The sequence below is a fragment of the Anabaena sphaerica FACHB-251 genome (assembly GCF_014696825.1).
GTDB lineage: Bacteria > Cyanobacteriota > Cyanobacteriia > Cyanobacteriales > Nostocaceae > RDYJ01.
On record NZ_JACJQU010000003.1, the window covers coordinates 51,320 to 76,325 of the forward strand.

Genomic DNA, 25,006 nt, shown 5'->3' on the forward strand with positions numbered 1-25,006 from the left:
CAAGGATATCTGTTATTTATCTATTATAGTCCGTAGGTTGGGTTGACGTAAGGAAACCCAACATCAAGCAACAATAATACATAAATTGGGTTGCATTTCATTTAACCCAACCTACAAACTGTTTCTAATTCTGATTTTTAAGTTATTCTTCTGTTTAATCTTTGATTATCTTTTGTCCTTCTTCTTTCTTAGTAAGGTACTTGTCAATCTGTGGTTTTAAATAGTCCTTATCAAAGCCTCTAAATTTAAATAAACTATTTTTTGATTTATTTAGAGTTATCGAATACTCTTCTGCCGCAGTAAAAAATATTTCTTTGGAAATAGTGTAATATTTATCTAGCAATGCATCATCTGATATTTTATCAAATAGCCAGGATTTACGCTTTGTAAATTCATTTTTCTTCGCCTGAATTTCTATATTATTTATAAGTTTAGACTTTTGGGTAACTTGACCTTCTTGATATTCTGCATCACTAAAAATTAGTGAACTCATAATATGTAAGAAAATAAAGCCACCTTTTGAAATTAAATCTCTTTGTTCATTCTGATAATCATTTGTTCTAATGTCAGAATTTTTTATTGTCCAAATTTTTTGATAAAGGATAGTTGAAAATTTATATAAGTCAAAATCTGCTTTGTCATTGAAAATAGAGTTATATTTAGTTTTCGTATCAAAAAGTGTTGTAGTATCATTGACTGCTAAAATAGCTTCTTTATTTACTACCGTGTGAATAATTTGAGCCATCTTTAAAAGCCCTATTACTTTATTTCCAGTAATACCTTGTCTTTTATAATAGTTATCTCTTCGTTCATAATAAATACCAACTTCTTTTAAGTATTTCTCAATATTTCGTTGTATATAGTCGTTAGCTTTTAGGCTTGCTGATTTAACTGGATTCTGAGAATTTGTTGCACTAATTATATCTGTTTGTATATCTAGATTTTCTGTTTTTACTAATTTTACAAAAACTTTCAAATTTTCTGGTAACTTATTCTTATTATCTCTTGTATATGCAATATAAAGACAATGAATTGTTTGACATCCATTTACTATTTGTGGATTGGTTACACTGTAGCCTTTAGCGTCTAATGATACAATTGAATCTCCAATGATTGTTAAACCATTATTCATTGCCCAAAAATTAGATGATTTACTCTCATCTAACGCGGTGTCTATTATAGATGAATTTATTTTTTTATCTTCACCTAGAAAGAAGCGAACATTTCCTTCAGTTAAATGGCTTTTAAAATTACCTTCTGTATCAATAAGACTCTTAAGTAAGTCATTTCCATTAACAAATCCAGCAAAGCCTGTAGTTTCAACGTCTTTTTCAGAAATATTCAAAGGTTGTGAGTCAAATTTAATTTCTATCTGTTCATCTGTTTTGCTTGTTAAATCAAGCAAATCCTGAACGCCCAAATAATTAAATTCATATGGTATTGTCAAAATATTGTTTTTAAGTTCTTCTTCTAAATACCTTATTTTTGGGGATATTCTCATTTCCGAAGAAATTGTGACAAAAAAAACTTCACAAGAGAATTTTGCTTTCTCAACTCTTGATTTTCTAAAGACCTTTCTAATTAGCTCTGTTATTTCTAATATTTCTTCATTAGCTCCAATAGTTCTAAGTTTTTCTATTGTAATTTCAAGATTAAAAATTTGTTCAATGCCTTCCTTTAATTTTCTGAAACCATCTGTTGAAAAGCCGTCTTCTTTTTTAATTTGAAAAAATTTAACCTTTACTGTGCTGTCTTTGGTTATAGGATGTGATATATCTTTAACTAAAATTCCATTGCAATAAACATAACAAAGATCAATTCCCTCATCACCTCCTTCACCCATTATCCCATCAATAAGATCGTCAAACTCAAGACCATTTAAAAATTTGAAATTAGAAAATGAAGCTGTAGCTATTTCAAATCTATTCTTTTTAACCGAAGTTAATTCAGGGTTATCACTAAATAATTTTTCGATTTGGTCTTCTAGTAATATTTTTAAACTCATAGTTATTGTTTTAGTTGAGTAAGATATATTTAATTGTAGTATAAAATGAAGAATATAGCGGTTTGCAGTTGAATCTAATACAGACCTACCCCCCAACCCCTTCCCTAGCAGGGAAGGGGACAAGACTCAAAGCCTCTCTTATCGCAGGAGAGAGGTCAGAGTGTATCGCATACAACCTACAAACCAAATTAACCCAAAACGAAATTCACCAACTTACCAGGAACAACAATCACTTTTTTAACTTCCTTCCCTTCAATATAACGCTTCGCCACTTCAGACTCCCGCGCATATCTTTCCAACTCAGCCTTATCTAACTGGGAAGGAACTTGAATAGAACCGCGAGTTTTACCCATAATTTGAATTACCAAAGTAATTTCATCAGCTATCAAAGCCGCAGGATCAAAACTCGGCCAAACTTGTGTATGTATCGTCCCCTTATTCCCCAACAAATGCCATAATTCATCAGCAATATGGGGCGCAAAAGGCGCTAACATAATCACCAAAGTTTGAATACCTTCTGCATAAATTGGCGAATTATTACATTTAGCATCAGTCAACGCATTACTTAACTTCATTAATTCCGAAATTGCGGTATTGAATTGATATTCATCTTCCACATCTTCCGTAATTGCTTGAATTGCAATATGAATCGCTCTCCTTAAATCTTTTTCCTCTTTACTTAACTTCTCCAAATCGGCTTTTTGCTTACAAACTCCTGCCGCAGCGTAATCTGTCACCAACCGCCAAACCCGATTTAAAAAGCGGAATTGTCCCTCAACATCAGCCTCATCCCATTCTAAATCTTTCTCAGGAGGTGCTTTAAATAAAATGAACATCCGCGCCGTATCAATGCCATATTTATTAATGACATCTTCCGGTGCTACACCATTTCCTTTTGATTTGGACATGGTAGCATAGAGACGTTGTAAAGGTTCTCCGGTTTGCGGATCTACAGGATTATTAGCATCAACTAAATTAGAAGCAATCCATTTATCCTTACCACCTTTATTTGGATTCATGTAAGTTAAACCTTGTACCATTCCCTGAGTTAATAGGCGTTGAAATGGTTCATCAAAGTTAAATAAACCTCTATCTCTCAATACTTTGGTGAAGAAACGCGAATACAATAAATGTAAAATTGCGTGTTCAATTCCACCTACATATTGATCTACAGGCATCCAATCATTAACTTTACTGACATCAAAAACCTGATTTTCATTTTTAGCATCAGTAAAGCGCAAGAAATACCACGAAGAATCAATAAAAGTATCCATCGTGTCGGTTTCCCGTTTCGCAGGAGTACCGCAAGTTGGACAAGGCACATTTACCCAACTTTCCAACTGTGCTAAAGGTGAACCACCACGTCCACTTAATTCGATATCTTCTGGTAATTGTACAGGTAAATCTTTATCAGGTACAGGCACAATTCCACAATTAGGACAGTGAATAACAGGGATAGGTGCGCCCCAATAACGTTGTCGAGAAATCAACCAATCTCTGAGGCGATATTGTATTCTTAATTTACCGAAGTCTTGTTTTTCTGCAAATTCGATAATTGCCTTTTTCGCATCTACAGAATTCATGCCATTAAAGTCACCGGAATTAACTAAAATTCCTGCTTCTGTGTATGCTGATTTTAAAGTTTCCTCTGCACCAATTTCTGGGACAATTACAACTTTAATTGCTAAATTCTGTTCTTTTGCAAATTTGAAATCTCGCACATCATGGGCAGGTACACCCATCACCGCACCTGTACCATATTCATAGAGTACATAATCTGCAATCCAAATCGGCACTTCTTCCCCGGTGAAGGGGTTGATAGCTTTCCCACCAGTAGGAATACCCCGTTTTGGTTTGTCTTCTGCGGTTCTTTCTAACTCGCTTTGGTTGCTAACTTCTTTAATAAAGGCTTCTACTGCCGCTTTTTGTTCTGAAGTGGTGACAACTTGAGTTAAGGGGTGTTCTGGGGCTAATACGACGTAGCTAACACCATAAACGGTGTCGGGACGGGTAGTATAAACGCCGATTTTTTCCTCTGCACCAACAATAGGAAATTCTAAATATGCACCGGTGGATTTTCCAATCCAGTTGGCCTGCATTAATTTTACCCGTTCTGGCCAACCAGGCAGTTTATCCAAATCATTTAATAATTCTTCGGCGTAGTCGGTAATTTTGAAAAACCATTGACGCAGTAATTTACGTTCTACAATTGCACCACTTCGCCAAGAACGTCCTTCACTGTCAACTTGTTCGTTTGCTAATACAGTTTGGTCAATGGGGTCCCAGTTAACTGCGGCTTCTCTTTGATAAGCTAAACCAGCTTGTAAAAATTGCAGAAAAATCCACTGTGTCCATTTGTAATAATCTGGGGAACACGTAGCAACTTCACATTCCCAATCTAAGGATAAACCCAGACGCTGTAATTGTTGCCGCATCTGGGCAATATTTTGATATGTCCATTTAGCAGGGGGTACACCTCTATCAATAGCGGCGTTTTCTGCTGGTAGTCCAAAGGCATCCCAACCCATTGGATGTAATACCCGATACCCTTGCATACGTTTGAGGCGGGCAATCACATCAGTAATTGTATAGTTACGGACGTGACCCATGTGCAAGCTTCCAGATGGGTAAGGAAACATGGAAAGCGCGTAGAATTTTGGCTTGTTTTGATCTTGAGGTGTTTTATCTAAGCCAAGTTCTAACCATGTTTTTTGCCATTTTTCCTCAATTGTGGCTGGTTGGTATAATGTTTTTTGGGGGGACTCCACAATTAAAACTCCTAATGTTTTTTCCTAGTTTCGCTATTGTGGCATAATCTAGATGGTGCGTATCTGCTGAGTGTTTAATGGGATGATTTTTTCTCACGCAGAGGCGCAGAGGCGCAAAGAGAGAATACCTCGATTTCTTTTAACTAACAGTTTGGTTCTTCAGTACCTCTTCTACCAAACTATTAGTTAAAAACCACAATTTTGCTTTTAAACTAAGTATAAAAATTGCATAACCCTAGATGTCAAACCGGACTGATTGCTGATTAAGGAAACTCTCAATTCCCTGCCTTCAGTTTCCCATAAGCATAACGGGTTAAACTACCTTCATTGAGATTGTTCCAACCATACATCCGATCTCTAAAGGGTTTCCACTGTTCATAAACAGCTTTAAAATCAGCATCTTTAGCCGCAAACTCATCATATAAAGCAAAAGAAGCTTTTTCGGCTGCTTCCAGAATTTCCTGACTATAAGCACGAAGTTGAGTACCCGTTTTTAATAGTTTTTCTAATGACTCACTATTGCGGGTATCATAACGAGCTAACATTGTCGTATTCGACTGATATGCAGCGGTTTCTAAAGCTGCTTGGTATTGAGGTGGTAGCTTTTTCCATTCATCTAAATTGACTTGTACTTCTAGAGTTGGGCCTGGTTCCCACCAACCTGGATAATAGTAAAATTTAGCGACTTTATTTAAACCTAATTTTTCATCATCATAAGGGCCTACCCACTCTGCTGCATCAATAGCCCCTGTTTGTAAGGCTTGAAAGATGTCTCCTCCAGGGAGAGTCTGCACTGTTACTCCTAGTTTGGCCATAACTTGTCCGCCTAAACCGGGGATACGCATTTTTAAGCCCTTGAGGTCATTGACTGTTTTAACTTCCTTGCGAAACCATCCCCCCATCTGTGTACCCGTATTTCCCGCAGGAAATTGAATTACATTAAATTTGCGTGCGTAAATTTCCTGAAGTTTAGCTAAACCTCCCCCTTCATATAACCAAGCATTTTGTTGTTGGGCATTGAGTCCAAATGGTACTGATGTACCAAATGCCAGAGCGGGACTTTTTCCGATGTAGTAATAAGCGGCAGTATGTCCTGCTTGTACTGCGCCTTGAGAAACAACATTGAGAACTTCTAAACCGGGGGCTATTTCTCCAGCTGCACGGGGTTCGATGATAAATTTACCGTTTGTTAGGGCTTTGACACGATCTGCCAAAACTTGCGCTCCGCCAAAAATGGTTTCTAAGGATAATGGCCAACTTGTCGCCATTTGCCATTTAATGGTGGGCAAGTTGCTGGTGTCTGCTTGTGCCTTTGCACCTTGAGTTTGGGCTTTTTGACAGCCACCGACAATTGCTACTCCTGTAGCTGCGATCGCACTTTGAGATAATCTGTTAACAATAGCTCGACGTTTCATAAAAGTTAATACTATTTACTAACCATAAAGATGTTCCCACAATATCATATTGATGCAACAATTCAGGTAAAATAAGATGCTTAATTTATATGTTTCTTGTTTATGCGTGAATCAAGAAGATTTTCTTTAATCAGTAGGTTGTTAAAATTTTCACAATTTATTGACAATTGTGCTGATAAATTGGGATGGTTATCCAATTGGCTAGTTTTACTCACAATAGGAGTTGGTTTTTTTAATGTAGTAGCTCGTTATCTGGGGCGTTTCATTGGAGTGCAATTATCTTCTAACGCTTTATTAGAACTGCAATGGTATTTGTTTTCTCTAACTTTTTTACTAGGTTTTGTTTATATTTTACGGCATGGAGAAAATGTGCGGGTTGATTTTCTCTACACTAATATGAGTGAAAAAAAACGCGCCTTAGTTGATTTTGTAGGAACAATTTTATTTTTAATTCCCTTTTGTCTAATTGGCATTTGGGTAACATTCAACCCAGTTTTACAGTCTTGGGGAAGGTCAAGTGATGGTAGTTGGGGAACTTGGGAAATATCTTCTGATGCTAATGGTTTACCCCGCGCACCGATAAAAACTATGGTTCCGATAGGGTTATTATTGCTGCTTTTACAAAGTATTTCTCAAGCAATTAAATATCTAGCAGTATTATTAGGCTATCACCAAGTAGCGGAACAAATTCGCTTAGAGACATCCGAAAATATCAATATTGAATAGGGGAAATTATGGGTTTTGAATGGTTAGCAATTTTCATGTTTGTCGGCTTTTTCTTTATTCTCATGAGTGGCTTTCCTGTCGCTTTTTCCTTTGCCGGTACAGCCATTGTTTTTGGACTTATTGGTACAGCAGTAGGGGCTTTTAATCCTGCTCGTCTACTACTATTACCCAATAGTTGGTTCGGTACAATGTCTAATTTTACTTTACTCGCTATTCCCTTTTTTGTTTTTCTGGGTGCGGTTTTAGAAAAGTCTGGATTAGCGGAAGAGTTATTAGAAACTATTGGGATTGTTTTAAGTCGTTTACGGGGAGGATTAGCGTTAGCAGTTGTTTTAGTAGGAACGGTTTTAGCCGCAACAACGGGAGTTGTCGCTGCCACAGTAATTGTTATGGGAATGTTATCATTACCTGTAATGTTACGCTATGGCTATGATAAAAAATTAGCTGCTGGGGTAATAGTTGCTTCTGGTACTTTAGCCCAGTTAATTCCTCCGAGTTTAGTCTTAGTAATTCTTAGTGATCAAATTGGTGTTTCTGTCGGAGATTTATTTTTAGGGGCATTAATTCCCGGATTAATGTTATCTGGTTCTTATATTCTCTATATTTTAGGACTAGCTTTTTTTCAACCGGAAAAAGTTCCACCTATCCCTGCGGATGTGGAAATTCCTCAAGGTAGTCAATTAATTAAGAAAGTTTTTAAAGCGGTTGTTCCTCCTATTCTTTTAATTTTTGCAGTATTAGGCAGTATTTTTTTTGGTGTTGCCACTCCCACAGAAGCAGGTGCAGTTGGTGCGGTTGGGGCTTCTGTTCTTGCAGCTTTTAATAAACGTTTAACACCACAATTAATTCGTGATGCTGCTCATTCTACCGCAGTAATTACTTCTTTGGTGGTCATGATTCTCTTCTGTTCTTCGATGTTTAGTTTGGTGTTTGATGCTTTGGGTGGAAAAACTCTCATTACTAATTTATTAACAGGTTTACCTGGAGGATATTGGGGGTTTTTAATTGTGAGTAATTTAGCAATTTTTGCTCTGGGAGTTTTTCTAGAATTTATGGAAATTTGCTTTATTGCTATGCCTTTATTTGTACCAGCAGCCCAAGCTTTAAATATTGATATGGTTTGGTTTGGTGTGGTAATAGCCATTAATTTACAAACGGCTTTTATTTCTCCACCTGTGGGATTTTCTTTGTTTTATTTACAAAGTGTTGCCCCTAAAGAAGTGAGTACCTTGGATATTCATAAAAGTGCTATTCCTTTTATGGTCTTACAGTTTATTGTGTTGTTAATTGTGATTTTTTGCCCGCAAACTGTCCGCTGGTTAATTGATATTTCGGCAACAAAGGGGAGTTGAAAAATAATGCGTAATGCGTAATTAAGTTTTCATTTCAGCCGGACATGATATGACGGGAGAAAATATCAACATACCTCAAATTTTACGAGTTTTTGTATATGGTACTCTCAAACCAGGTGAAGCTAATTATCACTTGTGTGAACGTCAAGTATTAAGAGCAAAAAAAGCAATAACATCAGGTAAATTGTTTACTTTACCAATGGGTTATCCCGCGATGACTTTAGGAGATGGCAAAGTTCACGGTTATTTGCTCTATTTTGCTGACTCCGCGATTTTAACAGCGTTGGATGATTTAGAAGATTATGATTCCACAAGACCAACATCAAAAAACCTCTATAATCGGCAATCTATAGAGATTTTTGAGCCAATCGGCTTATCTTTGGGTTGGGCTTGGGCGTACTTAATGACACCAGAAAAGGTTGACCGATTCGGTGGTATTCCTCAGATGGACGGCTGTTGGAACAGTTAACGTCAAAGCTTTTAAAGTCTCACCTGTCACCTGTCACCTGTCACCTGTCACCTCTAAATTAGTTGATGTCTAATTCTGTGTCTCGTTCTAAAGTTTTCGACTGATTAACGGGCTTTTTTGGTAAAGCCACTGCCGTTTTGGGAATTTCAATGACAGGGTTATTCAAGGCTACCATTAGCGGTGAAACAGGCGCTGCTGGCTGTTTTATTACTGCTGTTGGTTGTATTTTTTGTTGTGCAAGTTCCCATTTGGATGTATTACCTGGGATGAAGCCAGATATTGTACCAATGACACAAGCCGCTACAGCTGCACCACCAAACATCCAACCTAACTGGTAACGGTGGCGTAAGCGTTTCCAAACTTGTTGGAATGTGACTTCTGGTGACTGTTCAGATGCTGGTATGGGCATGGTTCGTACACCTTGCCTCAGCTTTAAAAGTCGTGCATACAAGCACTTAACTGAGTCATCCGTGTCCAGCCATTGTTCTACTTGCTTACGTTCGGTAGCAGTAACTTCGCCATCGAGGTAAGCACTCAATAACTCGAAGCGGTCAGTTTCGTTGTGCTGTAAGCAATCACGGTTCTCCATATCCTTAGTACCCGTTGATTCATTGGTATATATGGCTTGCGCCACGCTATCGCTATCAGCCATTCCATTGGATACGTCACCAGGGAGTTGTGAGGGGGAACGGTCATTAAACTGAGAATCAGTATTCATTCTAACGTTTTTACCAAGTCATACACGGGTAAACACAGCGGATAAATTTGAGAATTTAAGCAATTTTGCTGGTAAAGGGCAGAAAAATCTATTTATTACCACAATTATTACTAATTTTCAATTCTACCATCATGGAATTGAGGAAGATGATCGTCAATTGATTTACGTATCGAGATAAGGTTGCAACTGGGATTGCAATCTGGTTCTAGCTCTAGCTATTCTCGATTTTACAGTTCCTAGAGAAACGCCGGTGATTTCGGCAATTTCTTCATAGGGCAGACCTTCGATTTCTCTCAGGACAATTGTAGTACGGAACACCTCTGGTAAATCGGCGATCGCTTCTCGCAGTTGCTCGTAAAATTCTCTAGTTGTGAGTTCTTCCTCTGGGCCTGGTGTATCACCGGCAATTTCCCAATCCATCTCACCATCTTCTAGCGAGCGGGGAGCATCCAGTGAGAGGGGAGCGACAACCCGTTTGCGTTTACGCAACTCGTCGTAGAACAAGTTAGTAGCAATACGGCTTAACCAACCCCGAAATTTAGCAGGTTCTTGCAATCGGTTAATATGCCGATAGACGCGAATCCAAACTTCTTGAGCCAAGTCGGCTCTGTCAGACCAGTCAGGAGCCAGGTGGTATAGAACCCTATCCACCTGAGTCTGATAGCGTCGCAACAGTTCTGCGAAGGCAGCTTTATCTGGACGCAATCCTGCTTGACAGCGCAAAATAAGATCGTGATTTGAGAGTTTGTCAACTTGCACCGATGCTTGTGAATAAGTTGCATCAACAGCTGACCAGGATACAGTAATCGATTGACTCATAGATCGTACTGGCTTTAAATAATCCCTTATCATTAGACCTGATAATCTGCCAGATGTTCCTAAGTTACGTGACGGATTTATGATCGGAACACGGAAGTATATAGCAGAAATCCCTAATCTGGGTGTGGGGTATGGTAAAACAGTCAGTAAATTGTATTCATGTAAACAACTGACTACTGCCCCTTGACAAAAAGGACTATCTATAGATGATGAAGATATTGTCAGCGTAATGAGACAACTGATAATTATTGATAAATTCTTTGCTAATTGGCTGCTCTAGGCAGTCCATAATTTTAATGAGCCAGATATGTCAGGGATAAACAATAAGCAATGGCAATGGCAAGAAATGAATCTGTAGCGCGGATGGTGATGTTCCTCTGTTTTGGCACAGCAATTTTGTCTCTCGCTGTCCATTGGCACAACATGAAAACCACAGCGCAGTTAAATCCGTCTTTTTCCACTACATTAAGGAAAAATTCTACTGCCCCCAATGACTCTAGTCATAACCAATCTGAAGGGATTAGCATTGGGGAAACGGCTTTGGGTGCTTCTTTTCCCTCGTCTCCATCAAATTCTGTTGCTGGTAAAAAATATGTGGCTAGTGCTGCGGATACACCAAAAAAGACAAAGCTGGTAGTGCCAGGACAAGGACAAGGAGAGAACCAGAAAACAAACAACAGACCGAAGGGCTTTTTCTTTCCCGGTGTGGCTGAGGCCAAATCTGTTCAGGGACTAGGGTCTACTCAGGTACAAGTTGTAGTTGATATAAGCGATCGCCGGGTCTATGTTCACCGCTATGACCAAGTGATCGCTAGTTATCCCATTGCTGTAGGTAAAAAAGGTTGGGAAACACCAACAGGTAATTTTCAAGTCATACATAAGGAACATCACCCAATTTGGAAGCATCCGATTACTGGGCAAGTATTTGAAGCAGGTACGGATAGTCCTTTGGGTGACAGATGGATTGGTTTTTGGTCAGATGGCAGAAACGAAATTGGCTTTCATGGTACACCTGATACTGACTTAGTGGGAGCAGCTGTGTCTCATGGTTGCTTAAGAATGCGTAATCCTGATGTGCGAATGTTATATGATCAAGTTAGCTTAGGCACAACAGTATTAGTGCGAGACTGAAACCGCAGGAGGCTGGGGACTGGGGACTGGGGACTGGGGACTGGGGACTGGGTAAAATTCATCAACTTTTGCCTTTTGCCTTTTGCCTCTTGCCTATTCCCTATTCACCTGTCAACTATTTTGAAGAGTCCTGTGCGTTTTGCTCAAAATTAGGTGCGTAGACTTGAAGTAAGTTACTGACTTGACTAAGAACATCGTTACCAGTAGTTTTCCCTAAAGCTTGACGTTCTGGGAAGAATTCAGGTTGATCCAAGTAACGATCAATAGCTTTGGCTACTTGTTGAGAGATAATTTCCTGAAGTTCTGTTTTAGCGCGTTGGCGTTGGTAATTTGCGCCTTCTTCTGTCGTAGCATACAGGGGTGGTAGACGGTTGAGGGCGTAAGCAGTGATATCTCCCACATCTAAAGAGCTTTCACAGCTGGCTTCAATTTCGGCTACTTTAGCGATTACCTCAGTCAGTACCAATTCTTCCATAACGTTAATAAACTGTTTGCGAGGTACTGCTACTACTTCACCAGTCAGCAATGAACCCATCAATAGATCAAGCGCCATGTACTCTTCAATTGAGAGATCTGAGGCGTTATCACAGATTCTACCAACTTCTGCTTCCATTGCTGGTGTCAGATAACCGTCCTGGAGAGCTTGTTCAACAATTTTTTTAATACTCATAAATTCTCACGATTAAATTTAAGCCATATCATTTATAATTCATAATTCCTAATTCATAATTGTTATTTCTATTACGAATTAGGAATTACGAATTAGGAATTACTAATCAAAGATCTTAGCTTTCCAAGATGTGGGATCAATAGATTGTCCATTCACATATAGACCCCAGTGTAAGTGAGGCCCAGTAGAAGCACCGGTAGAACCTACTGCACCAATTAGCTGACCAGCTTTGACAATATCACCCTCTTTGACATTAATGCGACTGAGGTGCATGAAAATGCTGGTGACTCCCTGACCGTGGTCAATGCCAACTACGTTACCATGAACTCGGAATCCTTGGGATACTGTGCCAACTAAAGCTACTTTGCCAGCTGCTGGAGCAATTACGGCTGAACCGGATGCACCAGCGTAGTCTAGACCACGATGGTAGTAATCATTTGCAAATTTACCATTATAGTAGCGCCTTACACCATAGGTTGTCGTCATTCTTCCTTTATTTGGTCTGAGGAAAACACCATTCCAATATTTTTCCGGTGTTTGTAGAGCTTTAAACTCCTTTGCCCGTTTTAGTTCATATTCTGTGGCTCTAACTCCGGCTTTTCCTGGTGGTAGGTTGATGCGTTGGACGGGAAATTTGCGATCGCCTACGTAAACTGCTAGATTTCGTTGCTCCTGTCCATTTCCTGTCACTGTAACTTTTCTGACTCCAGCTTTTTCCAGTGGAGTGGTAGGAATAAAGGATCGGTACTTATTTGGGGCAATTTCAAAGGCAGGATATGTTTTTTCTCCAACTGTCACAGTAGGATTACTTGGTATTTCTTGACTATCTGCTTCAATTAATACCGAAATTGTATCTCCCAATTGTGGTTTCTCAGGTAGGATCTTTACTTCTAAAGCCTCTGCTGGCAAACTGAAAGCTATGGGAACAGCGGCAAATATTCCCATTAACATCCTAGTGACACTGCTGACACCAACACACTTTAACTTATCCTCAGGATTAATAACTTGAGCTTTGGTCGTCATAGGTTATGAAAAAATCTGTTGCTGCTGTTGAACAACAGACTAACTTATTCCCTCTGGTGTTTCCACTTCAAGAGAAAAAAATTTGCATCTGTTAGCTTATAAAGATGCACAGAGATATATACGGAACTTAAAGCATATCGAAAATTATATATAGGAATTCTATTATTTAGGATCGGTATAGAATATAATATTTTACCTGAAAATTGACGTAAATTCCATAATTACGAATTACGAATCATGAAAAAGTGGTTATCAATAATCGGAATAGGTGAAGATGGAATCCAGGGATTAAGCGCGATCGCTCTTGCTGTCCTTGAGCAAGCTAAAATTATCATTGGTGGGGAACGTCATCTTGCTATGTTACCCCCTAATGATAGACGGGAAAAAATCACCTGGAAATCTCCTTTTGATACTTCCATCACAGAAATTATCAACCGTCGCGGTGAGTCAATTTGCATTGTAGCTAGTGGCGACCCAATGTGTTACGGTGTGGGTGCAACTATTATTAAACATATTCCTATTTCTGAAATTACTATTATTCCTGCACCTTCGGCTTTTAGTCTGGCTTGTTCCCGGTTAGGATGGAATTTCCTGGAAGTGGAAACTTTGAGTTTATGCGGCCGTCCTGCTTCCCTACTGCAATCTTACATTTATCCAGGTGGGAAATTATTGATTTTAAGTGAGGGAAAAAATACACCGGGAATTGTGGCAAAAATGTTGACAAACAGGGGTTATGGTGATAGTAAAATTACCATTTTAGAAAGGATGGGCGGTATTCATGAACGGATTTTCACAGGTAGATCCGCTAGTTGGCAAGAAACAGAAATTGCTGCTTTAAATACTGTTGCTGTGGAATGTATTGCTGATGTGGGAATAGTGGGTTTATCGAGATTTCCCGGTTTACCTGACAATGCTTTTCACCATGATGGACAGTTAACAAAACGGGAAGTTAGAGCAGTGACATTATCAACTTTAGCACCTTTACCGGGGGAGTTACTTTGGGATATTGGTGCGGGTTGTGGTTCTATTTCTATAGAATGGATGCGGAGTAATTTCCGGTGTCGGGCGATCGCTATTGAACAAAATGCTAATAGACTAAATTATATAACTGATAATGCTGCTGCTTTAGGTACACCAAATTTACAAATTATAGCTGGTAAAGCACCAGAAGTTATCCAAGAATTACCCACACCTGATGCTATTTTTATCGGTGGTGGTGTCACCGCACCAGGACTATTTGATCTATGTTGGAACAGGTTGCGTCCTGGGGGGAGAATGGTGGCTAATGTTGTGACCTTGGAAGGGGAAAAAACGTTATTTGAATGGTATGAAAAAGCAGGGGGAAATTTTACCAGAATTTCCATTCAACGTGCAGAACCAATTGGTAAATTTTTAGGTTGGAAAGGAATGTCTCCAGTCACGCAGTGGGTAGCATATAAATCGTCTCTACTAACTACTGAATTATGCTGCAATTAATTCCTTCAAAAAAATCTATTATTGTGTTACTTTAGATAGATGAAAGAACCCTTTAATAGATAATTAATGTTAATAGCTAAATACAGTTATATAGCAATCCTAAATGATTCATGAACACTTTCTGTTCCCTGTTCCCTGTTCCCTGTTCCCTTCCCATGACTTACGTCACGCTACGCTATCACCGATAAGTTCTCAACTCAAATAGGATCGCTATATATAGTGAAAATCATGTTTGAAAATCATGTTGTAAATCTAGTTACATTTTCACTATATAATCCCCAATACCTTTTTATTTTCTCGATAGTAAAAATGGTAACGATTAACTGTATTAGCTTTTAGTAAAACTGTTGATGATACTTTGCTCCTGTCTCACTGAAAAAGTTATCTATACATCACAGACAGGAGACATATTAATGGATAATACCTATGCTCGCAGCGGTTTGTACTTTGTTTGAAGGTGACTATCATTACGGCGTGGGGGTTTTAACCAATTCTCTTTATAATCATGGCTTTCGCGGTGTGGTTTGGGCAGGATATCGTGGAACTCTGCCAGCTTGGGCTAAACCTCTTAAAAATGGCCAAGGTTATCAAGAGTTTTCTGTAGCGTCTGATTGTGTAATTCGATTCATTCAGCTAAAAACCTCCAAGTGTTTTACTAACTACAAGCCCGATTTTATGCTTCAACTTTGGGAAAATTATTGCCCAGAAGTTGAAGGATTATTCTATTTCGATCCTGATATTGTCAACAAATGTAGTTGGGATTTCTACCTGGAGTGGGTAAGTCGCGGAATTACCCTCTGTGAGGATGCCTATGACTATATGCCTGTCAATCATCCTTATCGATTATCTTGGAAAGAACTTGCTGAACGCTATGGTCATACATATCATCGTCAAACAGACCGATACTACAATGCTGGCTTTATTGGGCTGAAGCAAAACCAAAAAGCCGTACTTTCGTTGTGGCAGAAATTACTAGAAACTTTTGAGTCCGAAGGATACATCAATCTCAGTGATTTCTGTCTTTCTTTAGGGCGTTATCCCTATTTCCAAAGCGATCAATGTGTTCTTAACTTGGCGCTCATGTTGACTTCTGAACCACTCAGCACTGTCAGTCGTCTGGGAATGGATTTCGGAGGTGCTAGTGTGAATATTATGTCACACGCATCAGGATCGCAAATAAAACCGTGGCGTAAACAACTGATTTTCAAAGCTTTGGGAGGCGAAGCTCCCACTTTAACAGATAAAGCATATTGGCAACATACTCAAACACCGATTCAAATGTATTCATCAACACAATATGCTCAACAAAAAATTGCTCTCCGCACAGCTGCTGCAATTGGGCGCTTTGTCCGTCGCTCTTAAGAATTGTTAAAAAGAAGGCTGTAGAAGCTAGGGTGTGGGGTGTGGCGTGTAGGGAACCCCATAACTCAAGTTAGGAGCTTGATCACCTTTTGGTTTTGTTGTCTCATTCCCATGCGCTGCATGGGAATGAATTATTGAAGGCTCTGCCTTGTTTTTTATTTGAGGCAGAGCTTCAAGGATAGCATTCCTAGCCTCTGGCTAGGAACGAGATTATTTAATTTTTAATTTCTAATTTCTAATTTGTATTACATTTTCATAAATATCTGCCATTGTTAAAGTTAAACTCACTGAATTATTGAAGGCTTTACCTTGTTTTTTTATTTGAGGCAGAGCCTCAAGGATAGCATTCCTAGCCTCTGGCTAGGAAGGAACGAGAGGATTTAATTTTTAATTTTTAATTTCCAATTTTTAATATGTATTACATTTTCATAAATATCTGCAATTGTTAAAGTTAAACCCACTGAATCTAAACGCAATTTATCATCTTTACCCAAAGCTTCTACTTTAATTTCATTTTTATCAACCACCACATATGGTTGTAAACTGTCTATAATTTGATAATTAATACATTGTTCCCTTTTGTCTGTTGTTACGGTTGAATGAGAAAAAACTGAATTTTATGTAAATTTTTATCAACTAGGGTATAATTTTATTATATTTAAAATGCATTCAAAAATTTAAAAACTTCTTTAAAAACCTACCCATGAATCAAACCGCTATCAATCTCATTGCTATATCTGTCTTCCTAATGACACTTTCCACTTTGTTGGGACCATTAATCAATCTTTCTCCAACTATTCCCGCTTTAACTATAATGGGATTTTTGGGGATTGCAACTTTAGATAATTTCAGTTTCCAAGGAAAGGGAGGAACGATAGTTTTAGATTGGTTAGCGCGATTTTCTCCAGAATATAAAGAACGAATTATACATCATGAAGCAGGTCATTTTCTCGTTGCTCATCTGTTGGGAATTCCGGTCACTGGTTATACTCTCAGCGCGTGGGAAGCTTGGAAGCTGGGACAACCGGGACAAGGTGGGGTAATTTTGGAGGATAGCGAAATTGCAAAACAGTTAGAAAGGGGGAAGATTGGCGTTTCCATGGTAGAACGCTATTGTAATATTTGGATGGCGGGAATTGCAGCAGAAACTCTCGTTTTTAACTCTGCTGAGGGTGGTGGTGATGATAAAGCCAAGTTAAATCAGTTTTTGCAAGCTTTGGGTTTTGCAGAGACGGTTTTTGATCAAAAACAGCGTTTTTACTTGCTACAAGCTAAAAATTTGATTCAGGAAAATTGGGATGCGTATCAAGCTTTAGTGGACGCGATGAGAAAAGGGGTTTCGGTTGAAGATTGTCAAAAACTTATTCGTTAGTTAAGTAGTCTGTCATTTAGCTAACTTTTTTAAAAGTTATGACTTCTATGAATAACCTTCAATGTGATATCCAGCCGCAACGATTACCTGTTTGATTGACTCCTCAGAAGCTATGGATTCAGAAGCGGTGGGTTCCACCGTAACTGTCTTAGCCTGAACATCAACATCAACTTTAGCATCAGGCATCATAGTGTGGATAGATTCAGTAATAGTGTCTGCACATTTTTCACTAGCAAGATTCGATACTTTCATTTTCAGAGCCATTACGTAACCTGATTTTTACTACATTCTTAGCATCCTTGATCTAAGCAATGTAGTCATCTTGCTAGAGTAATATAAACTGCTTGAGGATATGAGCTATTGGACATAGGTAGTTTTTGGACATTTACACTGTTCTAAACACTGAAGCAGTCGAGTTTTAGATTCTTTCACAAATATTTTGCCAAACTGAGATACTGCCATTGGCAACATCACAAAACAAAATGCAAAAATAGAATGACGCTGCTTTTGGAAATTTAGCGGTTTCTCATTGACCTAACCCCCTTCCCTAGTAGGGGAGGGGGAAATTTAAAGCCTCTCTCCTACCAGGAGAGAGGTTTGGAGAGAGGTCTTCGGCCTGTGTCACTCTTGATTAAAACTATTTTTGTAATTTCTCATGTCTTCAACTCCCCAGTATCTTAGCGGTAACGATATTCGCGCTTTATTCCTCGACTTCTACACCCAACGGGGACACCAACCGCTTCCGAGTGCTTCCCTTGTACCGGAAGATCCCACGGTGCTGCTAACTATTGCAGGGATGTTACCATTTAAACCGATTTTTCTGGGACAGCGCACACCGGAATTTAAACGCGCTACCACTTCTCAAAAGTGTATTCGTACCAATGATATCGAAAATGTAGGCAGAACAAAACGCCATCATACATTTTTTGAGATGTTAGGTAATTTTAGCTTTGGTGATTATTTTAAAGAACAAGCGATCGCTTGGGGTTGGGAATTATCTACTCAAGTTTTTGGTTTCTCTCCTCAAAATTTAGTCGTCAGTGTATTTGAAGAAGACGACGAAACTGTTGCAATTTGGCGCGATCAAATTGGTGTCAATGAAAAACGCATTAAGCGCATGGGTGCGGATGATAATTTCTGGGTTTCTGGCCCCACTGGTCCCTGTGGTCCTTGTTCAGAAATTTATTATGATTTTCATCCAGAATTAGGAGATGATCATATTGATTTAGAAGATGATACCCGATTTATCGAGTTTTATAACTTGGTATTTATGCAATATAATCGGGATACTTCAGGAAATTTAACGCCGTTGCAAAATAAGAATATTGACACGGGAATGGGTTTAGAGAGAATGGCGCAAATTCTCCAAAAAGTTCCCAATAATTATGAAACAGATTTGATTTTCCCGATTATTGAAACTGCGGCAAAAATTGCGAAAATTGATTATCATCAAAGTGATGAAAATACCAAAGTTTCTTTAAAAGTAATTGGTGATCATGTCCGTTCCGTTGTTCACATGATCGCTGATGAAATTCGCGCTTCTAATGTTGGGAGAGGTTACGTTTTACGGCGTTTAATTCGTCGCGTTGTCAGACATGGAAGATTAATTGGTATTTCTGGGGAATTTATTAACCAAGTTGCAGAAACCGCAATTTCTCTTTCTGAATCAATTTACCCGAATTTGCGACAAAGAGAAGTTGCAATTAAAGCAGAATTACAAAGAGAAGAAGTTAATTTCTTGAAAACCTTAGATAGAGGTGAAAAGCTGTTAGCAGAAATTATCCAAGAGGTAAAACAAAAAGGTTTAACTTCTATTAGTGGTGAAAGTGCTTTTACCTTATATGATACCTACGGTTTCCCATTGGAATTAACTCAAGAAGTTGCAGAAGAACATCATTTAACTGTTGATGTTGATGGTTTCAATGCAGAAATGCAAAAACAGGTAGAACGTGCAAAAGCTGCACATGAAACAATTGATTTAACTGTACAAGGTTCTTTAGATAAACTTGCAGAACATATCCATTCTACACAATTCATTGGTTATAACCAATTAGCAACAACCGCGAAAATCGAAGTTTTGTTAGTTGGTGGTGTTTCTCAAGAAGCAGCAGAAGCAGGAACAGAAGTACAAATTGTTTTAGATAAAACCCCATTTTATGCAGAATCTGGTGGACAAATTGGAGATAAGGGATATATTTCCGGTGATGGAATTTTAGTCAGAATTGAAGATGTCAAAAAAGAATCTGATTTCTTTGTTCACTTCGGTAAAATTGAACGTGGTACACTGAGAATAGGTGACAATATCACCGCACAAATTGACACTGGTTGTCGTCGTCGCGCTCAAGCTAATCATACAGCAACTCATTTATTACAAGCTGCATTAAAGAAAGTCGTTGATGAGGGAATTTCTCAAGCTGGATCTTTAGTTTCTTTTGATAGATTGCGGTTTGATTTTAACTGTCCTCGTGCTTTAACTGCGGATGAATTTCAACAAATTGAAGAATTAGTAAATAGTTGGATTTCCGAAGCGCATTCTGCAAAAATCGAAGTGTTACCTATAGCAGAAGCAAAAGCTAAAGGTGCAGTTGCAATGTTTGGGGAAAAATACGGTGATGAAGTGCGAGTAATTGATTTCCCTGGTGTTTCGATGGAATTATGCGGGGGAACTCATGTTAATAATACTGCGGAAATTGGCGTTTTCAAAATCATTTCGGAAGCGGGAGTTTCTTCAGGAGTGAGAAGAATAGAAGCGGTGTCTGGTGCTGCGGTATTGGATTATTTGAATGTGCGTGATAAAGTGGTCAAAGATTTGAGCGATCGCTTTAAAGTCAAACCAGAAGAAATACCAGACAGAATTACAACTTTACAAACCGAACTCCGCAACAACGAAAAAGAAATTCAAACCCTAAAATCACAATTAGCAATAGTTAAATCTGACAGTTTATTACAAACTGCGGAAACAGTGGGAGAACATAAAATTATTGTTTCTCAACTGGAAGATGTGGACGCAGAATCATTAAAATCTGCTGCGGAAAGATTATTGCAAAAAATCGGTAACGGTGCTGTGGTTTTAGGTTCTATTCCTGAAGAGGGAAAGGTAAGTATCGTTGCAGCTTTTAGTTCTGAAGTGAATAAAAAAGGAATTCAAGCAGGAAAATTTGTTGGTAATGTAGCGAAAATTTGCGGTGGTGGTGGTGGTGGAAAACCCAACCTCGCGCAAGCTGGGGGAAGGGATGCAAGTAAGTTACCGCAAGCTTTGGAAACTGCGAAAAATGATTTGTTAGCAGCGTTGACATAGGATTTAGATCCCCGATTTTTTTCAAGAAGTCGGGGATTTGTCTACTACTGTAGAATTTCCAAGATTTTGTTAATCACTTCTGTTAATTTTTCACTTTTAATTTGACCTGCTTTATATAGGATAATTTGCTTATCAGCAGTAAAAAGCCGATTTGGTCTGATATTGCTTGGCTGACTTAACCCACCTGAGTTAAAATCACTATTATCTAGTCCAATAGCATACATATCACTAACAGATTGACTGGTAATTTGGCAAAGAATCAGGTCATTTCCCTGAAGTGTAGCTATAACTAAAGCTGGTCTACGTTTTGTTTGAGTTAAGTCTGAAAATGGGAAGGGAACAATAACAATATCACCTTTTATAAATTCTGCCATGCTGCATCTTCCTCTGGTTTTAACCAATCTTTTTGCAGCGATGATTCACTCATAAGAGTGATTTCTAGCATATTGTTTTGCTGGTGTTTGGTTTGTAAAAACTGCACAAAATCTAAAACCTCTTGTAACACAGGTTCAGGTAATTTTTCCAATTCTTGCGTAATTTGTTCTTTAATTGTCATGTGAATTTTACCCTTTCCTAACTGTCAATAAATATCAGATCAAATTCAGCAGTAATTGTATCTAGATATTCACAGAAACTTGACCAACTTTTCTAGAAGGTTCTGGTATAGGTTTTTCATCTTCTTTCAATATTTCCAAATACAATTCTATAGCTTCTTTAATATTTTCCTGTACTTCTGCTAAAGTATCCCCAATGCTGACACAACCGGGTAAATCAGGAACATAAGCACCCCAATTTGTCTCACCACGTTCGTAAATAACTGCATATTCAATCATTTGATTTTCCATTTTATCCATCCGTTATTTATTACTCATATTTTTAATTTTGTGAATACATAGAAAATAACGCATTATAATTATAACAGAGTTAAGAGATAAAAATTATGACTCTTGCACAAGAAACACGCTACTATTCACCTGAAGAATACCTAGAATTAGAGGTAAACTCAGAAATACGTCATGAATATATCAATGGATTAATTATACCAATGACAGGCGGAACACCAAATCATAACCAACTCGCTGGCAATTTTTATGCAGAACTAAATTTTGCTCTCAAACGTCAACCTTATCAAGTTTTCGTTACAGATCAACGTCTTTGGATTCCTGACAAAAAAATTCACACCTATCCTGATGTTATGGTTGTAAAAAATCCCTTAATTTATGAAGAAAGAAGAAAAGACACTTTAGTAAATCCTGTAATGATTGCAGAAGTTTTATCCAAGTCTACCAGCAGCAAAGATAGAGATGAAAAATTTTCAGCTTATCGCACAATTACCACATTACAAGAATATATTTTAATTGATCAATATACAATGCACGTTGAACAATATTTTAGAACTGATAATAATAAATGGATATTTTCTGAATTTACAGATGAGAACGATAGCTTAAATTTAGCATCTATTCCCTGCCAAATATTATTAGCAGATATTTATGATAAAGTAGATTTTAACGCAGAAGAATAAAAACCTTAAACTCAATCTTCCTCTCTGCGCCTCTGCGCCTCTGCGTGAGATAATCATAATCAAAGGAGTCAAAAAAATGGGACGCATCAACCCCTACACCCTACAAATGCAAATCACCCAAATGTTTGCCCAAGGACAATCATTTTTTGCATTAACAAAAGTCCAAGATTGGTTAAGAGAACATAATCAAAACCCCCTAGAGTATGATATTATCTTCCATCAAAAACCCGCACCTCCCGGTTCTAAAGAAGTGATAGCAATCGAAATTGAACTCAAACGCAAAGACGGACAACCTGTGGACTCTTGGTTACAAGAACAGGCCAATTTACACGCTTAGTTAATAGCTAGATAAAAATTCCCAATCTCAAACTTACCAAATTGCGGAATAGTTCTTGATATTCCTGTAGTTAGCAAAAACACCCTTAAAAATTATACAAATGACAACTCATCAACGTTGGGTTTTTGCCTTTTGGGTTTATTTGGGAATTTTACTTTCTATCTTTATCTCAGCTTATCTGAGAATTATGCCCACAGAACTAGCAATATTTGCCCACTATGATACAATTATGCACTTTCTTTTACTAGGAATTGCAGCTTATCTCAGTCATCAAGCATTAAAAAAACGTAAGTTGCAAATATTCAATATTCCTCTACCACTTGCACCATCAATAGTTTTTGTATTTTGTATATTTGATGAAATAATTCAATCTTTCGTACCTTATCGCAGTGCTGATATTATGGATTTTGCTGCCGATGTATTGGGTATTATTGTATTTACTTGGTTAGCCGAAAAATTCCCCAAACCAACAAAACAACATGAATAATATCAATCTTTGGACATCATCAGAACACGCTTTAAGCTATTTAGGAAAAGCAGATAAAATACCGCACCGCACGGAAGGGGAAGCGGTTTTATTATCTCAAGTTCCCAAAACTGTTAAACGCATTCTCGACTTAGGAACAGGGGATGGTCGCTTACTCGCACTATTAAAAATAGACCGTCCCCAAATGCAAAGCGTCGCTATTGATTTTTCTCCTACGATGTTAGAAGCGGTAAAAACGCGCTTTGCTGAAGATAAAACAGTGGAAATTATCACCCATAATTTAGATGAACCTTTACCAGATGTAGGTTTATTTGATGCTATTGTCTCTAGTTTTGCTATTCATCATCTCAGTCATAAACGGAAACTTTCTTTATATACAGAAGTTTTTAAAAACTTAAATCCTGGGGGTATTTTCTGCAATTTAGAACACGTTGCATCACCTACACCAGCATTGCATGAAAAGTTTTTAAAAGAAATTGGTACATTACCAGAAAATGATGACCCATCTAATAAATTGTTAGATGTAGAAACCCAACTGCAATGGTTAATAAAAATCGGTTTTATTGATGTAGATTGTTATTGGAAATGGTTGGAATTAGCATTGTTGATAGGAGTTAAGGATAAAATTCCAGATCCCCGACTTCTAAGATAAAATTCTCATTTATTTACAAGATAAAAAAAGAAGTCGGGGATCTATAGTTAAGATTCACAAGGTTTCTATCTCTTTTTGGACTAAATTTGCTAACTTTTGCGCTGCACCACCTTCACCTCTAGCACTGCGTAATTTATCTTTCATTACTGCTAATTTTTCTGGATTTTCTAATAAATCTAAAACCATTTCTCCCACTGCTTGCGGTTGCAATTTACCGACTAATTCTGGTACAATTTCCGCTTGCGCCCAAATATTTGGCCAAGCTAATAAACCTTTATTTTTAAAAGCCCACCAATTAATTAATTTAGCAAAACTTGAACCTACACCCGGTAAATTTGCTAATAGTCCCGGTAAACCATCCCAAGAACGCATTGCATCTAATTGTTGGGTGGGTAATAATACAATCATTGGTACTCCTAAAGCGCCTAATTCTGCGGTATTTGCACCAACAGTAGTTAAACATAAGGCACATTGAGATAATAAATGATAAGCTGGGTTTTCTTGTCGTAATTCCACTGTTAAGCCTGTGGAAGTTTTGAGAACATTATCTATTAAAGATGCACCTTGACAACCAAAAACTTTTGTAAATTTGTTATTTTCAGGATTAGCAAAATCAGCTAAAGTTGCTAAATCTAAAGTAGGTGCTACGGGAATAAAAAATTTAATTTCTGGTCTTTTAGTATGAATATATTCTGCAATAGCCAAAGTTAATGGTACACCTTGAGTTAACTTTGCTGCTTTTGAACCTGGTAACATCCCAATTAATTCTTCTCCCCTGCTCCCCTGCTCCCCTGCTCCCCTGCTCCCCTGCTCCCCTGCGGCTTCTAACATCAAATCACCGACTACGGTAAACTTATGACTATATTTAGGTGAGACATTTTTTATAACTTGCGCTTTCATGACTCCAAAATTGTCTATAAAATTATGCCAACGTGCTTCCCATTCTGCATAAACTACGGTTTTATATCCTAATTTTTTACCAATAATAACCGGGAAAATTTGATCTCCTCCCAGAAATACAACTACACCTTTTTTTCTCCATTCCCAATTTTCTGCTGTTTTTCCTGTTAATAAGAACTGCCAAAAACGCTCAGGTGCTTGAACTCTATCTACTTCAGGATAGGAACTAGCTATACTTGCTTCTTTACCACTAGCATGAGGACAAGGTGATAAAATCACAGAAATTCTCACCTGAGAAATATCATTTCCTAATTGTTCTCTTAATGCTTTTACTACCGGACGCACCCAAGTTGTAACTTCCCCTGGTCCATTGGAAAGAATGAGAATATCTATCATGTCTCTTTGAATAGTTATGATATTTGTTAGGTTTGGTAATTAGTAATTGAACATCAAGATCCCCGACTTCTGATATCAATTTATAATTTATTTACTAGATCAAAA

General features: G+C 37.9%; 25 protein-coding genes. 12 read left to right on the forward strand and 13 right to left on the reverse strand.

Annotation, left to right across the window (positions count from 1 at the left end; genetic code table 11):
• Positions 1-154: 154 nt before the first annotated feature.
• The 3 genes from H6G06_RS07415 to H6G06_RS07425 form a co-directional block, all read right to left on the reverse strand.
• Positions 155-2,005: an AIPR family protein gene (locus tag H6G06_RS07415; protein ID WP_190558622.1), complete on the reverse strand. Its 1,851-nt coding sequence runs from the start codon at positions 2,003-2,005 to the stop codon at positions 155-157.
• Between the two features lie 188 nt (positions 2,006-2,193).
• A complete protein-coding gene (gene leuS, locus H6G06_RS07420; protein WP_190558623.1) occupies positions 2,194-4,773 on the reverse strand; it encodes a leucine--tRNA ligase in 2,580 nt (859 codons plus the stop codon).
• 275 nt (positions 4,774-5,048) lie between these two features.
• Positions 5,049-6,188, reverse strand: coding sequence for a TRAP transporter substrate-binding protein (locus tag H6G06_RS07425; RefSeq protein WP_190558625.1), 1,140 nt, complete (start codon positions 6,186-6,188; stop codon positions 5,049-5,051).
• Positions 6,189-6,290: 102 nt separating this feature from the next.
• Here H6G06_RS07425 and H6G06_RS07430 point away from each other — a divergent pair, with 102 nt between their 5' ends.
• From H6G06_RS07430 to H6G06_RS07440, 3 genes are read left to right on the forward strand one after another with little or no spacing between them, the layout of a single operon-like run.
• Positions 6,291-6,914 (forward strand): TRAP transporter small permease subunit, encoded by a 624-nt coding sequence (locus H6G06_RS07430; protein ID WP_190558627.1) that lies wholly within the window; start codon positions 6,291-6,293, stop codon positions 6,912-6,914.
• 8 nt (positions 6,915-6,922) lie between these two features.
• Positions 6,923-8,266 (forward strand): TRAP transporter large permease, encoded by a 1,344-nt coding sequence (locus tag H6G06_RS07435; protein ID WP_190558629.1) that lies wholly within the window; start codon positions 6,923-6,925, stop codon positions 8,264-8,266.
• A 49-nt stretch (positions 8,267-8,315) separates the two neighbouring features.
• A complete protein-coding gene (locus H6G06_RS07440) occupies positions 8,316-8,735 on the forward strand; it encodes a gamma-glutamylcyclotransferase family protein (protein ID WP_190558631.1) in 420 nt (139 codons plus the stop codon).
• A 58-nt stretch (positions 8,736-8,793) separates the two neighbouring features.
• On the opposite strand, the gene H6G06_RS07445 is transcribed toward H6G06_RS07440, so the two are convergent.
• Together H6G06_RS07445 and H6G06_RS07450 are read right to left on the reverse strand one after the other, a co-directional pair.
• Positions 8,794-9,453 carry an anti-sigma factor family protein gene (locus H6G06_RS07445; RefSeq protein WP_190558633.1) on the reverse strand — a complete coding sequence of 220 codons (660 nt, stop codon included), beginning with the start codon at positions 9,451-9,453 and terminating at the stop codon, positions 8,794-8,796.
• A gap of 162 nt (positions 9,454-9,615) precedes the next feature.
• On the reverse strand, positions 9,616-10,272 hold the full coding sequence (locus H6G06_RS07450; RefSeq protein WP_190558635.1) for a sigma-70 family RNA polymerase sigma factor: 657 nt from the start codon (positions 10,270-10,272) through the stop codon (positions 9,616-9,618).
• A 330-nt stretch (positions 10,273-10,602) separates the two neighbouring features.
• Here H6G06_RS07450 and H6G06_RS07455 point away from each other — a divergent pair, with 330 nt between their 5' ends.
• Positions 10,603-11,403 (forward strand): L,D-transpeptidase, encoded by an 801-nt coding sequence (locus H6G06_RS07455; protein ID WP_190558637.1) that lies wholly within the window; start codon positions 10,603-10,605, stop codon positions 11,401-11,403.
• 115 nt (positions 11,404-11,518) lie between these two features.
• On the opposite strand, the gene H6G06_RS07460 is transcribed toward H6G06_RS07455, so the two are convergent.
• Positions 11,519-12,073 (reverse strand): late competence development ComFB family protein, encoded by a 555-nt coding sequence (locus tag H6G06_RS07460; RefSeq protein ID WP_190558639.1) that lies wholly within the window; start codon positions 12,071-12,073, stop codon positions 11,519-11,521.
• Between the two features lie 102 nt (positions 12,074-12,175).
• Positions 12,176-13,096 carry a M23 family metallopeptidase gene (locus H6G06_RS07465; RefSeq protein ID WP_190558641.1) on the reverse strand — a complete coding sequence of 307 codons (921 nt, stop codon included), beginning with the start codon at positions 13,094-13,096 and terminating at the stop codon, positions 12,176-12,178.
• Between the two features lie 237 nt (positions 13,097-13,333).
• Here H6G06_RS07465 and cbiE point away from each other — a divergent pair, with 237 nt between their 5' ends.
• Positions 13,334-14,572 (forward strand): precorrin-6y C5,15-methyltransferase (decarboxylating) subunit CbiE, encoded by a 1,239-nt coding sequence (gene cbiE / locus H6G06_RS07470; RefSeq protein WP_190558643.1) that lies wholly within the window; start codon positions 13,334-13,336, stop codon positions 14,570-14,572.
• A gap of 426 nt (positions 14,573-14,998) precedes the next feature.
• The gene (locus tag H6G06_RS07475; RefSeq protein ID WP_190558645.1) at positions 14,999-15,934 is read left to right on the forward strand and encodes a hypothetical protein; all 936 of its coding nucleotides are present in this window, start codon (positions 14,999-15,001) and stop codon (positions 15,932-15,934) included.
• 380 nt (positions 15,935-16,314) lie between these two features.
• On the opposite strand, the gene H6G06_RS27285 is transcribed toward H6G06_RS07475, so the two are convergent.
• The gene (locus H6G06_RS27285) at positions 16,315-16,464 is read right to left on the reverse strand and encodes a hypothetical protein (RefSeq protein WP_242039621.1); all 150 of its coding nucleotides are present in this window, start codon (positions 16,462-16,464) and stop codon (positions 16,315-16,317) included.
• A gap of 173 nt (positions 16,465-16,637) precedes the next feature.
• On the opposite strand from H6G06_RS27285, the gene H6G06_RS07485 reads away from it, so the two are divergent.
• Positions 16,638-17,306, forward strand: coding sequence for an ATP-dependent Zn protease (locus tag H6G06_RS07485; protein WP_190558647.1), 669 nt, complete (start codon positions 16,638-16,640; stop codon positions 17,304-17,306).
• A 45-nt stretch (positions 17,307-17,351) separates the two neighbouring features.
• Here H6G06_RS07485 and H6G06_RS07490 read toward each other — a convergent pair whose 3' ends face one another.
• Complete coding sequence (locus H6G06_RS07490) at positions 17,352-17,570, reverse strand: heavy-metal-associated domain-containing protein (RefSeq protein WP_190558649.1); 219 nt, start codon at positions 17,568-17,570, stop codon at positions 17,352-17,354.
• A gap of 391 nt (positions 17,571-17,961) precedes the next feature.
• On the opposite strand from H6G06_RS07490, the gene alaS reads away from it, so the two are divergent.
• Positions 17,962-20,604, forward strand: a complete 2,643-nt coding sequence (gene alaS / locus H6G06_RS07495; RefSeq protein WP_190558651.1) for an alanine--tRNA ligase — start codon at positions 17,962-17,964, stop codon at positions 20,602-20,604.
• A gap of 44 nt (positions 20,605-20,648) precedes the next feature.
• Here alaS and H6G06_RS07500 read toward each other — a convergent pair whose 3' ends face one another.
• The 3 genes from H6G06_RS07500 to H6G06_RS07510 all read right to left on the reverse strand — a co-directional run bounded on the left by H6G06_RS07500 (position 20,649) and on the right by H6G06_RS07510 (position 21,449).
• Positions 20,649-20,978 carry a type II toxin-antitoxin system PemK/MazF family toxin gene (locus H6G06_RS07500; RefSeq protein WP_190558653.1) on the reverse strand — a complete coding sequence of 110 codons (330 nt, stop codon included), beginning with the start codon at positions 20,976-20,978 and terminating at the stop codon, positions 20,649-20,651.
• Entirely contained in the window at positions 20,963-21,160 is a 198-nt protein-coding gene (locus tag H6G06_RS07505) for a DUF2281 domain-containing protein (protein ID WP_190558654.1), read from the reverse strand. Before H6G06_RS07505 ends, H6G06_RS07500 begins: the two co-directional genes overlap by 16 nt.
• A gap of 61 nt (positions 21,161-21,221) precedes the next feature.
• Positions 21,222-21,449: a type II toxin-antitoxin system HicB family antitoxin gene (locus H6G06_RS07510; protein ID WP_199306623.1), complete on the reverse strand. Its 228-nt coding sequence runs from the start codon at positions 21,447-21,449 to the stop codon at positions 21,222-21,224.
• 95 nt (positions 21,450-21,544) lie between these two features.
• Between H6G06_RS07510 and H6G06_RS07515 the strand changes: the two genes are divergently transcribed.
• From H6G06_RS07515 to H6G06_RS07530, 4 genes are all read left to right on the forward strand, one after another.
• Positions 21,545-22,129, forward strand: coding sequence for a Uma2 family endonuclease (locus H6G06_RS07515; protein WP_190558656.1), 585 nt, complete (start codon positions 21,545-21,547; stop codon positions 22,127-22,129).
• 76 nt (positions 22,130-22,205) lie between these two features.
• Complete coding sequence (locus H6G06_RS07520) at positions 22,206-22,466, forward strand: hypothetical protein (protein ID WP_190558658.1); 261 nt, start codon at positions 22,206-22,208, stop codon at positions 22,464-22,466.
• Between the two features lie 100 nt (positions 22,467-22,566).
• Complete coding sequence (locus H6G06_RS07525) at positions 22,567-22,953, forward strand: VanZ family protein (protein WP_190558660.1); 387 nt, start codon at positions 22,567-22,569, stop codon at positions 22,951-22,953.
• Positions 22,946-23,605: a class I SAM-dependent methyltransferase gene (locus tag H6G06_RS07530; RefSeq protein WP_190558662.1), complete on the forward strand. Its 660-nt coding sequence runs from the start codon at positions 22,946-22,948 to the stop codon at positions 23,603-23,605. The genes H6G06_RS07525 and H6G06_RS07530 overlap by 8 nt, the downstream gene beginning before the upstream one ends.
• 54 nt (positions 23,606-23,659) lie before the next feature.
• Here H6G06_RS07530 and H6G06_RS07535 read toward each other — a convergent pair whose 3' ends face one another.
• Positions 23,660-24,901 (reverse strand): glycosyltransferase family protein, encoded by a 1,242-nt coding sequence (locus tag H6G06_RS07535; protein WP_190558664.1) that lies wholly within the window; start codon positions 24,899-24,901, stop codon positions 23,660-23,662.
• Positions 24,902-25,006 lie beyond the last annotated feature (105 nt).

What these genes read in the sequence shown, in the direction of transcription:
- H6G06_RS07415 (WP_190558622.1), bottom strand. Translation starts at nt 2,005, where the DNA reads ATGAGTTTAAAAATATTACTAGAAGACCAAATCGAAAAATTATTTAGT.
- H6G06_RS07425 (WP_190558625.1), bottom strand. Translation starts at nt 6,188, where the DNA reads ATGAAACGTCGAGCTATTGTTAACAGATTATCTCAAAGTGCGATCGCA.
- H6G06_RS07430 (WP_190558627.1), top strand. Translation starts at nt 6,291, where the DNA reads ATGCGTGAATCAAGAAGATTTTCTTTAATCAGTAGGTTGTTAAAATTT.
- H6G06_RS07435 (WP_190558629.1), top strand. Translation starts at nt 6,923, where the DNA reads ATGGGTTTTGAATGGTTAGCAATTTTCATGTTTGTCGGCTTTTTCTTT.
- H6G06_RS07440 (WP_190558631.1), top strand. Translation starts at nt 8,316, where the DNA reads ATGACGGGAGAAAATATCAACATACCTCAAATTTTACGAGTTTTTGTA.
- H6G06_RS07445 (WP_190558633.1), bottom strand. Translation starts at nt 9,453, where the DNA reads ATGAATACTGATTCTCAGTTTAATGACCGTTCCCCCTCACAACTCCCT.
- H6G06_RS07450 (WP_190558635.1), bottom strand. Translation starts at nt 10,272, where the DNA reads ATGAGTCAATCGATTACTGTATCCTGGTCAGCTGTTGATGCAACTTAT.
- H6G06_RS07455 (WP_190558637.1), top strand. Translation starts at nt 10,603, where the DNA reads ATGGCAATGGCAAGAAATGAATCTGTAGCGCGGATGGTGATGTTCCTC.
- H6G06_RS07460 (WP_190558639.1), bottom strand. Translation starts at nt 12,073, where the DNA reads ATGAGTATTAAAAAAATTGTTGAACAAGCTCTCCAGGACGGTTATCTG.
- H6G06_RS07465 (WP_190558641.1), bottom strand. Translation starts at nt 13,096, where the DNA reads ATGACGACCAAAGCTCAAGTTATTAATCCTGAGGATAAGTTAAAGTGT.
- cbiE (WP_190558643.1), top strand. Translation starts at nt 13,334, where the DNA reads ATGAAAAAGTGGTTATCAATAATCGGAATAGGTGAAGATGGAATCCAG.
- H6G06_RS07475 (WP_190558645.1), top strand. Translation starts at nt 14,999, where the DNA reads ATGCTCGCAGCGGTTTGTACTTTGTTTGAAGGTGACTATCATTACGGC.
- H6G06_RS07485 (WP_190558647.1), top strand. Translation starts at nt 16,638, where the DNA reads ATGAATCAAACCGCTATCAATCTCATTGCTATATCTGTCTTCCTAATG.
- H6G06_RS07490 (WP_190558649.1), bottom strand. Translation starts at nt 17,570, where the DNA reads ATGGCTCTGAAAATGAAAGTATCGAATCTTGCTAGTGAAAAATGTGCA.
- alaS (WP_190558651.1), top strand. Translation starts at nt 17,962, where the DNA reads ATGTCTTCAACTCCCCAGTATCTTAGCGGTAACGATATTCGCGCTTTA.
- H6G06_RS07500 (WP_190558653.1), bottom strand. Translation starts at nt 20,978, where the DNA reads ATGGCAGAATTTATAAAAGGTGATATTGTTATTGTTCCCTTCCCATTT.
- H6G06_RS07505 (WP_190558654.1), bottom strand. Translation starts at nt 21,160, where the DNA reads ATGACAATTAAAGAACAAATTACGCAAGAATTGGAAAAATTACCTGAA.
- H6G06_RS07510 (WP_199306623.1), bottom strand. Translation starts at nt 21,449, where the DNA reads ATGGAAAATCAAATGATTGAATATGCAGTTATTTACGAACGTGGTGAG.
- H6G06_RS07515 (WP_190558656.1), top strand. Translation starts at nt 21,545, where the DNA reads ATGACTCTTGCACAAGAAACACGCTACTATTCACCTGAAGAATACCTA.
- H6G06_RS07520 (WP_190558658.1), top strand. Translation starts at nt 22,206, where the DNA reads ATGGGACGCATCAACCCCTACACCCTACAAATGCAAATCACCCAAATG.
- H6G06_RS07525 (WP_190558660.1), top strand. Translation starts at nt 22,567, where the DNA reads ATGACAACTCATCAACGTTGGGTTTTTGCCTTTTGGGTTTATTTGGGA.
- H6G06_RS07530 (WP_190558662.1), top strand. Translation starts at nt 22,946, where the DNA reads ATGAATAATATCAATCTTTGGACATCATCAGAACACGCTTTAAGCTAT.
- H6G06_RS07535 (WP_190558664.1), bottom strand. Translation starts at nt 24,901, where the DNA reads ATGATAGATATTCTCATTCTTTCCAATGGACCAGGGGAAGTTACAACT.